The organism is Flagellimonas rhodophyticola, from assembly GCF_049332665.1.
In the GTDB taxonomy this organism is placed as follows: Bacteria; Bacteroidota; Bacteroidia; order Flavobacteriales; family Flavobacteriaceae; genus Flagellimonas.
Genome location: NZ_CP186326.1, coordinates 1,170,946 through 1,183,465, shown reverse-complemented (window position 1 = coordinate 1,183,465; position 12,520 = coordinate 1,170,946). Strand labels below are relative to the sequence as shown.

Here is a 12,520-nt window from a genome sequence, read left to right as displayed (position 1 = left end):
GAATCTTTAAGCCGTAAGGAATATGGTCAATATTTGACTAAATTTGCGAATATTAAAACAAACAAAATGGCACTAGAAATAACAGATGCAACTTTTGACGAAGTAGTACTTAAAAGCGACAAGCCAGTCGTAGTAGATTTTTGGGCTGCATGGTGCGGTCCCTGTAGAATGGTAGGTCCTATCATTGATGAAGTAAGTAACGAATATGAAGGCAAGGCAGTTGTTGGAAAAGTTGACGTGGATGCAAATCAACAATTTGCAGCTAAGTATGGTGTACGTAACATCCCTACGGTTCTTGTTTTCAAAAACGGCGAGATTGTAAACCGTCAGGTTGGAGTGTCCCCTAAGAAAGCTTATACCGACGCAATCGAAGCAGTGTTATAAAATTAGTTTCGAAAACATACATTTTAAAAAAGGTTTGGCTTTTGCCAAGCCTTTTTTGTTTTATATTGATCTCTTAATCCAATTATGGACATTCGATCAGAACTTCATAAAGCTCCATTATTCCAAAATCTTGAACTTTTGGCGAATCAAATAGTTGAAGGTTTTATCAGTGGCATCCATAAAAGTCCTTTCCATGGGTTCTCAGCAGAATTTGCGGAACATAAAATCTATAATCCTGGGGAAAGTATTAAACACATCGATTGGAAGTTATATGCAAAAACGGATAGACTATATACCAAAAGATATGAGGATGAGACCAATTTAAGATGTCATATGATCTTGGATAATTCAGCTTCAATGTACTATCCAAAAATTGAAAACCTGGGGTTTGAAAGTCTCAACAAAATAGGTTTCGGTGTATTGGCCATCGCAGCCCTAATGCAAGTTTTAAAAAAGCAGCGTGATGCTGTGGGATTAAGCATCTATTCCGATTCCTATAATTTCTATTCTTCTGAAAAAAACAGTGAGCGACATTTTCAAATGTTGTATTCGAAACTCAATGAAGTTTCAAGCACGGTAAATAAATCACAAACAACCAAAACATATACTTATCTACATCAAATTGCGGAAAAAATCCATAGACGTAGTCTGATATTTTTGTTCTCGGATATGTTCCAAACAGAGACGGAAGAAGCCCAACTTTTTGAATCACTTAGACACCTGAAGTATAACAAACACGCTGTAGTCCTCTTCCATTTGCTCGACCACGAGCATGAACTTAGTTTTGATTTTGAAAACACCCCGAAACGTTTTTTAGACGTAGAAAGTGGAGATCATATTGATGTTTACGCGGAAAATATCAAGAATGCTTACCACGTAAAAGTGAAAGAATACATTGAAAATTTAAAGTTGAAATGTGCCCAATATAAAATCAAATATGTCGGTGTGGATGTGGGCTCAGACTTTTCTCAAGTATTGAACTCATTTATGATTGAACGACAGAAATTTGTTTAATCATTATTTTTAAAAAATCTCTTGTTGAATAAGAATTGACAGTGTATATTTGCACTCGCTTTGCAAAAAGCATGAACAAGATTTGAATCTGACTGTTGTCAGAGTCTTTCTGAGATAAAATCATTGGTCTGGTAGTTCAGTTGGTTAGAATACCTGCCTGTCACGCAGGGGGTCGCGGGTTCGAGTCCCGTCCAGACCGCAAAAAAAACCTCTCAAGAAATGAGAGGTTTTTTTATTACCTCCCCTTTTTTAAATCATTCTATAGCAGAATTTTCTTATCCATATAGAATCAAAAACGGGACATAGCAACAGTAAGAAAAAGCCAAGTTTGGATGATTGTTCTCACCTTTTTACCTCCTCTAATCCAGCCACCTGCTCGATGACATTCTCAACATCATAATCTACAATCTTGCGAGTGCTATAGCTTCTTTTGATATCATTCATATAAGTATGCACCTCTAGTGTATAATAGCTGTCCACCTTGAAAATAGGGTTGTGTGTCGAATCATTTTCCGATATATGATTAACCTTTCCAAAAGCTCTGGCTACGTAAACAATTTTACAATCTACGTTCTCAGGGTTTACCCATTCTACGGTTACTTCTATACAATTTCCTTTTTGATCTTTAAACTTATAAATGGCATTTTTTGGGATATTTCCAACTTCGTATTCAGATTTCACAAGATTTAAAATCCATTTTTCCAAAAAATTATTCTTCATAGTGGTTCATTTGTATTTATTCATATTTAATCAGGATCCATTATTGGTCCAAGTTTTGATTTCAATAATTTTGAGGATGAATTTGTGTTCCTTTGAATTGCAGCTACTCCATTGTTTAGGAACATGACCCTGGCGAGGAAGATGAATTTTGGCGACAATAAAGGGGTCCTTCTTTTATGTCAAGCCATTTTATTGTGATTCCATTATTTATTTGACCACAATTCTTTTAGCCATTCTATCGTATTATTTCTTGCGGTGGTGCTTTGAGGTACATCGTCAAAATCAAAACCATGTCCTACATCTTTATATAGATTGAGCTCAACCGAGGTTCCTTTTTCCTTAAGCACATCTATCATACAAAGAGTGTTTTCGGTCAAAAAACCATTTTCCGGTATGTTGTAAAGCATTGGCGCATATGGATAAAATACATTCGATTCAATGGCCTCATCGCCGCATGGATGCTTGCCCCAATAGTTATATCCTACCGAACCTCCATAGTAGAAAACACCTCCTGCAAAACCTTTTTGGGGTTTTGGTTGCGGAGGCAAGACTCCATCAGAAAAACCGTATTCTTTGCCTTCTTGACTTTGTGTCCATTTAAAACTATCTGGGACTCCGCTTGTATTCATTAAGGTTGAAGCTACAGCAGTTGCCCCATCAGAAAACCCTAGAATAGCAATCTCATCATGCCTTATAACATAATTTCCATTATCGTATTTTAAGTTTTGAAGCAGAGAAAGCGCAGCATTAGCATCTTTTGGTCTTTCAAACTGAGCACTAATTCTAAAATTATCTGGTAGTTCCCTCCACTTCCCTGTTCTTGTAAGAACTCCTCGCACAGAGTAACTGTCCACAAATGCACCAATAATGCAATTCTGTGTAAGAATGCTCTGCCACTCTGTAAATTGACCTGACATTGTCCTTGACTCTGGGTCGTTATTCGCCCACATTCCATTGGAACCATGCATAACAACTACAGCAGGTAACTGTTTGTTTTCACATCCATCAGGTATGGAAAGAAACACTGGAATTTCAAAATCATCAACAGATATGTATACAATTGTTTCTGTTGTATTTTCCGCTATGCTTATGTCTTCCATACTTTGGCCTGGCCCAAGACCATTTTCGTCATCACTACCACAACTTAAGTGCAATAAGCCGGTGATGATTACAGCCTTAAAAAAAATTCTGCTTTTTCCAAAAATCATTTTCTTAGATATTTAATTGTTTAATAAGTGCATGTACAATTGGATATCCCTTGAAAAAGGTCTATTCCAAGTGTTAAAACATGTGTTCCAGAGGAATACCCTAATATCTCATTCATAATAACTTGGTATGAGTATCCAAAATAAAAGTCTCCCTTTTTAAGCCCCACTATGGGAGCAATGTAAAGTGGGTTTCCAGGTTGGTCATTCAAAAAGCGGTAGGTGAAACCTGCATAGTAATAATCCAAAAAATCATACCATCTAAATTTGATATTGACATCAGTAACCGAGCGGCCATCGTTTTCAAAATATTGAAAAAAGACAGATGGTTCTAATTCAAATTTATCTCGGGGATGCTTGCGATACCTATAACCCGTATAGAGGAAGTAATTACGCAGTGTATTTGGCTCAAAAATAGGATTAAAGTTTTCTAAACTTTTGTTTAAGATATTGCTAGCATTTAAACTCATATAAAAACCTCCCTTTCGATATAACACTCCGAGGTCAAAGTTTGGATTATTGGAAGACCTGTCATCCAACACACCTGGATCATCATTAGCATTAAAGTTTTCAATATCAATCCGAAACTGGTTCATACTAAAGCTCAATGCGAATGAAAAGAAATTGTCTTCATGTCTATCAATAATCAAATGATGGGCAAAAGAAACTTTTCCCCCACGTTGCTTGGTCTCACCATTGGAATCATTGTAAAGAACCATTCCCAACCCCGACTTGTTTCCCAATCTAACATCTGCAGACAAAGATTGGGTATCGGGAGCATTTTCAACTCCTACCCATTGGGTAAGCCCATTCATACGAACCTTTACGTAATTACCGATTCCAGCATATGTTGGTGACATCAAAAATGGGTTGTCAGACAAATATTGTGACAGTTGCGGTATTGTCAACTCCTGAGCTTTTGCACAGTAAATGCCAATAAACATAAGTAGGTATATTATTTTTTTCATTGTTTCTTATCTGTATAGGGTAAAGTTGCCTACAAATTCACGTTCACTGCCATCATTTAATTTGACTATGTACCAATAATCTCCTGAGGGCAAAGGTTTGCCCTCATAAAAACCATCCCATCCATTGCCTAAAGCCCCTAGAAGCCTTATTTCTCGACCATAACGGTCAAATATGACAGTTTCAATATTTGAGAAACCTTCAATGTTCTTGGGTTTCCATACATCACGTATTCCGTCATTGTTTGGAGTAAAGAAATTTGGAATCTCAATATCCAAGAAGTCCAATGAAATAGTTTGTATTACCTCACAACCATTTCCATCCAATACCCTTACCAAATGTATTCCACTGTAAGTAATAGAATATGTATTATCACCGGACCCTGATTGGTCATCAAAGAAATAGGTGTATGGTGCCGTTCCTCCAGTAACAGTTGCGGTTATCTGATTAATGTTAGAACTGTTAAGGCTCAAGCGTAATGGCTCCCCTTCCTCAATCTCAAAAGGAATAGTTTCCATACATCCATTTACGTGAAGAATTGATAGAAAATGTTCCCCTTCAGAAATATTGATAAAATCAGGATTGATAATAAAATCATTTGGGTCCGTTGAATCTAATGCATATAACACATCAGATGAAACTATTGAGTTGTTTAGCTCAACATCAATATAGTTTGAAAACTCCCCTAAATCACAACCATAAACCGGTGTTATTTCGGCACTCAAATCTATTCCTTCAGCTTCAATATCAAAAATCTCGCTTGTTTCACACCCATCGGCATCTGTAATATTCAAAGTATAGTTTCCAGAAACCAAATCATTAATAGTAAATGAATTTGTGTTAAAAATTATTGCTTGCATTGCATTCAGCTGAACGGTATATGGTGCCACTCCAGTCTCCATTAAAACATTTATGGAACCTGTTCCACTATCTAAACACAATTCATTATCCATACTAACCAATGCTGAGATTCTGTTGACCGTCACGGTGAAGCTGCTCTCATCGGAGCAGTTCGGGGTCGTCCCGGTCTCGGCGTAGATGAACACGGTCTGTGTCGTTAAGATGTCGTCACCGGCGCTCAGCGGTGTGCCCGTTCCCCCGGTGCCCGTGAAGTAGTCCCCCGTCGTCAGGGCAGGAAGTTCGAAGGAGTCGCATACGGTGACATCGGCAAGTACGTCAACCGTGGGCGTGCTGTTGACCGTCACGGTGAAGCTGCTCTCATCGGAGCAGTTCGGGGTCGTCCCGGTCTCGGCGTAGATGAACACGGTCTGTGTCGTTAAGATGTCGTCACCGGCGCTCAGCGGTGTGCCCGTTCCCCCGGTGCCCGTGAAGTAGTCCCCCGTCGTCAGGGCAGGAAGTTCGAAGGAGTCGCATACGGTGACATCGGCAAGTACGTCAACCGTGGGCGTGCTGTTGACCGTCACGGTGAAGCTGCTCTCATCGGAGCAGTTCGGGGTCGTCCCGGTCTCGGCGTAGATGAACACGGTCTGTGTCGTTAAGATGTCGTCACCGGCGCTCAGCGGTGTGCCCGTTCCCCCGGTGCCCGTGAAGTAGTCCCCCGTCGTCAGGGCAGGAAGTTCGAAGGAGTCGCATACGGTGACATCGGCAAGTACGTCAACCGTGGGCGTGCTGTTGACCGTCACGGTGAAGCTGCTCTCATCGGAGCAGTTCGGGGTCGTCCCGGTCTCGGCGTAGATGAACACGGTCTGTGTCGTTAAGATGTCGTCACCGGCGCTCAGCGGTGTGCCCGTTCCCCCGGTGCCCGTGAAGTAGTCCCCCGTCGTCAGGGCAGGAAGTTCGAAGGAGTCGCATACGGTGACATCGGCAAGTACGTCAACCGTGGGCGTGCTGTTGACCGTCACGGTGAAGCTGCTCTCATCGGAGCAGTTCGGGGTCGTCCCGGTCTCGGCGTAGATGAACACGGTCTGTGTCGTTAAGATGTCGTCACCGGCGCTCAGCGGTGTGCCCGTTCCCCCGGTGCCCGTGAAGTAGTCCCCCGTCGTCAGGGCAGGAAGTTCGAAGGAGTCGCATACGGTGACATCGGCAAGTACGTCAACCGTGGGCGTGCTGTTGACCGTCACGGTGAAGCTGCTCTCATCGGAGCAGTTCGGGGTCGTCCCGGTCTCGGCGTAGATGAACACGGTCTGTGTCGTTAAGATGTCGTCACCGGCGCTCAGCGGTGTGCCCGTTCCCCCGGTGCCCGTGAAGTAGTCCCCCGTCGTCAGGGCAGGAAGTTCGAAGGAGTCGCATACGGTGACATCGGCAAGTACGTCAACCGTGGGCGTGCTGTTGACCGTCACGGTGAAGCTGCTCTCATCGGAGCAGTTCGGGGTCGTCCCGGTCTCGGCGTAGATGAACACGGTCTGTGTCGTTAAGATGTCGTCACCGGCGCTCAGCGGTGTGCCCGTTCCCCCGGTGCCCGTGAAGTAGTCCCCCGTCGTCAGGGCAGGAAGTTCGAAGGAGTCGCATACGGTGACATCGGCAAGTACGTCAACCGTGGGCGTGCTGTTGACCGTCACGGTGAAGCTGCTCTCATCGGAGCAGTTCGGGGTCGTCCCGGTCTCGGCGTAGATGAACACGGTCTGTGTCGTTAAGATGTCGTCACCGGCGCTCAGCGGTGTGCCCGTTCCCCCGGTGCCCGTGAAGTAGTCCCCCGTCGTCAGGGCAGGAAGTTCGAAGGAGTCGCATACGGTGACATCGGCAAGTACGTCAACCGTGGGCGTGCTGTTGACCGTCACGGTGAAGCTGCTCTCATCGGAGCAGTTCGGGGTCGTCCCGGTCTCGGCGTAGATGAACACGGTCTGTGTCGTTAAGATGTCGTCACCGGCGCTCAGCGGTGTGCCCGTTCCCCCGGTGCCCGTGAAGTAGTCCCCCGTCGTCAGGGCAGGAAGTTCGAAGGAGTCGCATACGGTGACATCGGCAAGTACGTCAACCGTGGGCGTGCTGTTGACCGTCACGGTGAAGCTGCTCTCATCGGAGCAGTTCGGGGTCGTCCCGGTCTCGGCGTAGATGAACACGGTCTGTGTCGTTAAGATGTCGTCACCGGCGCTCAGCGGTGTGCCCGTTCCCCCGGTGCCCGTGAAGTAGTCCCCCGTCGTCAGGGCAGGAAGTTCGAAGGAGTCGCATACGGTGACATCGGCAAGTACGTCAACCGTGGGCGTGCTGTTGACCGTCACGGTGAAGCTGCTCTCATCGGAGCAGTTCGGGGTCGTCCCGGTCTCGGCGTAGATGAACACGGTCTGTGTCGTTAAGATGTCGTCACCGGCGCTCAGCGGTGTGCCCGTTCCCCCGGTGCCCGTGAAGTAGTCCCCCGTCGTCAGGGCAGGAAGTTCGAAGGAGTCGCATACGGTGACATCGGCAAGTACGTCAACCGTGGGCGTGCTGTTGACCGTCACGGTGAAGCTGCTCTCATCGGAGCAGTTCGGGGTCGTCCCGGTCTCGGCGTAGATGAACACGGTCTGTGTCGTTAAGATGTCGTCACCGGCGCTCAGCGGTGTGCCCGTTCCCCCGGTGCCCGTGAAGTAGTCCCCCGTCGTCAGGGCAGGAAGTTCGAAGGAGTCGCATACGGTGACATCGGCAAGTACGTCAACCGTGGGCGTGCTGTTGACCGTCACGGTGAAGCTGCTCTCATCGGAGCAGTTCGGGGTCGTCCCGGTCTCGGCGTAGATGAACACGGTCTGTGTCGTTAAGATGTCGTCACCGGCGCTCAGCGGTGTGCCCGTTCCCCCGGTGCCCGTGAAGTAGTCCCCCGTCGTCAGGGCAGGAAGTTCGAAGGAGTCGCATACGGTGACATCGGCAAGTACGTCAACCGTGGGCGTGCTGTTGACCGTCACGGTGAAGCTGCTCTCATCGGAGCAGTTCGGGGTCGTCCCGGTCTCGGCGTAGATGAACACGGTCTGTGTCGTTAAGATGTCGTCACCGGCGCTCAGCGGTGTGCCCGTTCCCCCGGTGCCCGTGAAGTAGTCCCCCGTCGTCAGGGCAGGAAGTTCGAAGGAGTCGCATACGGTGACATCGGCAAGTACGTCAACCGTGGGCGTGCTGTTGACCGTCACGGTGAAGCTGCTCTCATCGGAGCAGTTCGGGGTCGTCCCGGTCTCGGCGTAGATGAACACGGTCTGTGTCGTTAAGATGTCGTCACCGGCGCTCAGCGGTGTGCCCGTTCCCCCGGTGCCCGTGAAGTAGTCCCCCGTCGTCAGGGCAGGAAGTTCGAAGGAGTCGCATACGGTGACATCGGCAAGTACGTCAACCGTGGGCGTGCTGTTGACCGTCACGGTGAAGCTGCTCTCATCGGAGCAGTTCGGGGTCGTCCCGGTCTCGGCGTAGATGAACACGGTCTGTGTCGTTAAGATGTCGTCACCGGCGCTCAGCGGTGTGCCCGTTCCCCCGGTGCCCGTGAAGTAGTCCCCCGTCGTCAGGGCAGGAAGTTCGAAGGAGTCGCATACGGTGACATCGGCAAGTACGTCAACCGTGGGCGTGCTGTTGACCGTCACGGTGAAGCTGCTCTCATCGGAGCAGTTCGGGGTCGTCCCGGTCTCGGCGTAGATGAACACGGTCTGTGTCGTTAAGATGTCGTCACCGGCGCTCAGCGGTGTGCCCGTTCCCCCGGTGCCCGTGAAGTAGTCCCCCGTCGTCAGGGCAGGAAGTTCGAAGGAGTCGCATACGGTGACATCGGCAAGTACGTCAACCGTGGGCGTGCTGTTGACCGTCACGGTGAAGCTGCTCTCATCGGAGCAGTTCGGGGTCGTCCCGGTCTCGGCGTAGATGAACACGGTCTGTGTCGTTAAGATGTCGTCACCGGCGCTCAGCGGTGTGCCCGTTCCCCCGGTGCCCGTGAAGTAGTCCCCCGTCGTCAGGGCAGGAAGTTCGAAGGAGTCGCATACGGTGACATCGGCAAGTACGTCAACCGTGGGCGTGCTGTTGACCGTCACGGTGAAGCTGCTCTCATCGGAGCAGTTCGGGGTCGTCCCGGTCTCGGCGTAGATGAACACGGTCTGTGTCGTTAAGATGTCGTCACCGGCGCTCAGCGGTGTGCCCGTTCCCCCGGTGCCCGTGAAGTAGTCCCCCGTCGTCAGGGCAGGAAGTTCGAAGGAGTCGCATACGGTGACATCGGCAAGTACGTCAACCGTGGGCGTGCTGTTGACCGTCACGGTGAAGCTGCTCTCATCGGAGCAGTTCGGGGTCGTCCCGGTCTCGGCGTAGATGAACACGGTCTGTGTCGTTAAGATGTCGTCACCGGCGCTCAGCGGTGTGCCCGTTCCCCCGGTGCCCGTGAAGTAGTCCCCCGTCGTCAGGGCAGGAAGTTCGAAGGAGTCGCATACGGTGACATCGGCAAGTACGTCAACCGTGGGCGTGCTGTTGACCGTCACGGTGAAGCTGCTCTCATCGGAGCAGTTCGGGGTCGTCCCGGTCTCGGCGTAGATGAACACGGTCTGTGTCGTTAAGATGTCGTCACCGGCGCTCAGCGGTGTGCCCGTTCCCCCGGTGCCCGTGAAGTAGTCCCCCGTCGTCAGGGCAGGAAGTTCGAAGGAGTCGCATACGGTGACATCGGCAAGTACGTCAACCGTGGGCGTGCTGTTGACCGTCACGGTGAAGCTGCTCTCATCGGAGCAGTTCGGGGTCGTCCCGGTCTCGGCGTAGATGAACACGGTCTGTGTCGTTAAGATGTCGTCACCGGCGCTCAGCGGTGTGCCCGTTCCCCCGGTGCCCGTGAAGTAGTCCCCCGTCGTCAGGGCAGGAAGTTCGAAGGAGTCGCATACGGTGACATCGGCAAGTACGTCAACCGTGGGCGTGCTGTTGACCGTCACGGTGAAGCTGCTCTCATCGGAGCAGTTCGGGGTCGTCCCGGTCTCGGCGTAGATGAACACGGTCTGTGTCGTTAAGATGTCGTCACCGGCGCTCAGCGGTGTGCCCGTTCCCCCGGTGCCCGTGAAGTAGTCCCCCGTCGTCAGGGCAGGAAGTTCGAAGGAGTCGCATACGGTGACATCGGCAAGTACGTCAACCGTGGGCGTGCTGTTGACCGTCACGGTTATGGTCGCGAAGGTCTCGTTACATGGCGCCGTGGCCGTTATGGTGTAGACGAAGTCATAGCTTCCGGAAGCAACTGTTGAGAAATTCATGGCGGCAGCGGTGGCATCAGTAATTGGTGAGTTTAACCCATTGCCCAAAACATTATTCACATCGGTCCAAGTCCCTCCTAGTTCTGGGACACCGCCCAAGCTGGCAGGAAGACTTAATGGTGTAGCATCTCCTTCACAAATTTGCACTGTATTGTCATTTCCGGCATCGGGAGTAGTGTAAATAGTAATTGTTTGGAAGACATCCATGAAGTTACCTGAGGTATCAGTAACCCTATATGTCCGAGTGATGGTTTCTGGATTGGACATAAGATTTGACACATCACTTATATGAACCACGGTATCCACTGCACAATTGTCTGCTTCATCGGTAACCACAGAGGTGTCGGGCAGAGGAATGACCTCGCAAACGGTCAGAGGTGCGGGGTTGCTTGCCGTAGGAGGTTGGACATCTTCAAGATAAGCGACCGTAAAAACATCTGTACCAACAAAATTTACATTGTAAAAAAATACATCTGAGCCTATTATGCTTGAAGCTTCTATAGATGTTATTACTCCATCGCCAAAATTCCCATTTCCATCTTCGTCTATAATCAAAAATATCTCACAAGCCTCATAATTCAGTAAATCCGATCCTGTAAGATCTATCCGGACACTTACATTGATAATTGGATTTGTACCACCAGAGCGGGTTTCAATAATTCTCCACTGCCTTGGAATTCTTCCATCAAAGCCTACAGGAGTATTAACGTTTGTGGGAAAAATTATATCTCCATGATCATTTCCCCATACCAAGTAGTTGAGTTCACGGGGCAATGAAAAATGAGATGCATCAATAGCTGTTCTGGTATCATCCAAATTATCCGCAGAGAAGTCTGAATTTGTTGATATGGTAACCCTAGCCTCTGCGTTTACGCTTTTTGAGATGCGTTGGTGTAGGTTATACCTTAATCGATTGACACCACTATCATTAAACCTGTCTTTTCCTATACCGGCAATATCATATCGGTATGTGGCATCGAAAGGCCATATTATTGTGCCATCGGCCGCGAGATAATTGTAAGAATCATTTCCATTAATGCTGCCCAAACCTCCAATCGCATTAAGTGTAATACCATATTTTATGGCCAAATAGCTTTCCAATCTTTGGATATGATTTGCGTCCGAAATTCCTTCTACTAACATTACTTCTGCTATATAACCTGAAAGATTACTTGGGTCTGAAATACCACCAGGATCGGCATCATTAAAGTGCTTTCCCATTCTGTTGTAATAGAACAGGGATTCCTGCGCTGTTGGATCAAGGCGTGTTATATTAACGTCGTTCAACCCATTTACTCTTGTAGTTAAAGTTTCTTGTTGAACGGCTGGAAAACTTCTGGAAAGTACCCCGATGGTGGGGCGTTCCAATAAATCAATGCCGCCCGTTTGAAAGAATGTGCCCGAATCCCAAGTTCTACCCACAGAAAAGCGATTACCGCTTGAGACACCCAAGGAAAGATTGGTAATGGTATTTAAATGGTTGGTGATATCTCCACCAAACAGCAGGCTTTGAGTTTCTGCAGTAGTGCCGGCTCCAGGGGCTGAAAAGACAACGATGACCATAGACTCATCCCTGGCATGTGAGCGAAAGTACAGTGCTTCTCCTGCTCCGCCTCCTGAAGTACCATCAAATTGCACTGCCGGGTTAAAGTTCATGACATCCCTACGTAATGTTGGCACACCAGGTATAGCTCCTGTTGGAGTCAAAAACCCAGGACCGCCTGGGTGTTGAAAACCATGGTTAGGGTAATTCTCCCATGGCCGATTATAGTTGCCTGGATATGGTCCAGGCGGGTGTTCCATGGCATTCTGAGTGAAGTTAAAGTTGTAGTCTACCAATTCATACCATACATTGACCGGTGTGCCATCCGCCGGTGCGTATGGTGTGAAAAGAAACAAGTCACCAACAGGAGAAGGAGCATTTATAGCCCTGTCGGCAGAGTACCAGTTGTCCACTTCTTGAGCTGACAGGCTAAATACCGAGATAAGGCAAAATAGATATAATATCAATCTGCTTATTAGACTATGTATAGCGTAAGCGCGATTTGCCAATACAAAATTATTGGAGGAGAAAAAGTTGAAGGAATGTAAATGTTCAGTCATAAGCTAGTAGGT

Annotated in this window: 6 protein-coding genes and 1 tRNA gene; 3 read left to right on the top strand and 4 right to left on the bottom strand. The window is 48.1% G+C overall.

Features of this window, described 5'->3' with window-relative positions; genetic code table 11:
* Positions 1–66: 66 nt before the first annotated feature.
* The 3 genes from trxA to ACOKFG_RS05300 all read left to right on the top strand — a co-directional run bounded on the left by trxA (position 67) and on the right by ACOKFG_RS05300 (position 1,597).
* Positions 67–384, top strand: a complete 318-nt coding sequence (gene trxA / locus ACOKFG_RS05310) for a thioredoxin (RefSeq protein WP_298793875.1) — start codon at positions 67–69, stop codon at positions 382–384.
* Positions 385–468: 84 nt separating this feature from the next.
* Entirely contained in the window at positions 469–1,398 is a 930-nt protein-coding gene (locus ACOKFG_RS05305; protein WP_422861984.1) for a DUF58 domain-containing protein, read from the top strand.
* 125 nt (positions 1,399–1,523) lie between these two features.
* A tRNA-Asp gene (locus ACOKFG_RS05300) sits at positions 1,524–1,597 on the top strand.
* Between the two features lie 143 nt (positions 1,598–1,740).
* On the opposite strand, the gene ACOKFG_RS05295 is transcribed toward ACOKFG_RS05300, so the two are convergent.
* The 4 genes from ACOKFG_RS05295 to ACOKFG_RS05280 all read right to left on the bottom strand — a co-directional run bounded on the left by ACOKFG_RS05295 (position 1,741) and on the right by ACOKFG_RS05280 (position 12,508).
* Positions 1,741–2,118, bottom strand: a complete 378-nt coding sequence (locus ACOKFG_RS05295) for a hypothetical protein (protein ID WP_299488174.1) — start codon at positions 2,116–2,118, stop codon at positions 1,741–1,743.
* 203 nt (positions 2,119–2,321) lie between these two features.
* A complete protein-coding gene (locus tag ACOKFG_RS05290) occupies positions 2,322–3,326 on the bottom strand; it encodes a hypothetical protein (protein ID WP_299488176.1) in 1,005 nt (334 codons plus the stop codon).
* Positions 3,327–3,346: 20 nt separating this feature from the next.
* Complete coding sequence (locus tag ACOKFG_RS05285) at positions 3,347–4,291, bottom strand: PorP/SprF family type IX secretion system membrane protein (RefSeq protein WP_422861983.1); 945 nt, start codon at positions 4,289–4,291, stop codon at positions 3,347–3,349.
* 6 nt (positions 4,292–4,297) lie between these two features.
* Positions 4,298–12,508, bottom strand: a complete 8,211-nt coding sequence (locus tag ACOKFG_RS05280) for a T9SS type B sorting domain-containing protein (protein WP_422861982.1) — start codon at positions 12,506–12,508, stop codon at positions 4,298–4,300.
* Positions 12,509–12,520: the final 12 nt, after the last annotated feature.

Excerpts from the sequence above, each read along its gene's own strand:
- ACOKFG_RS05280 (WP_422861982.1), bottom strand. The coding sequence starts at position 12,508 with ATGACTGAACATTTACATTCCTTCAACTTTTTCTCCTCCAATAATTTT.
- trxA (WP_298793875.1), top strand. The coding sequence starts at position 67 with ATGGCACTAGAAATAACAGATGCAACTTTTGACGAAGTAGTACTTAAA.
- ACOKFG_RS05290 (WP_299488176.1), bottom strand. The coding sequence starts at position 3,326 with ATGATTTTTGGAAAAAGCAGAATTTTTTTTAAGGCTGTAATCATCACC.
- ACOKFG_RS05295 (WP_299488174.1), bottom strand. The coding sequence starts at position 2,118 with ATGAAGAATAATTTTTTGGAAAAATGGATTTTAAATCTTGTGAAATCT.
- ACOKFG_RS05305 (WP_422861984.1), top strand. The coding sequence starts at position 469 with ATGGACATTCGATCAGAACTTCATAAAGCTCCATTATTCCAAAATCTT.
- ACOKFG_RS05285 (WP_422861983.1), bottom strand. The coding sequence starts at position 4,291 with ATGAAAAAAATAATATACCTACTTATGTTTATTGGCATTTACTGTGCA.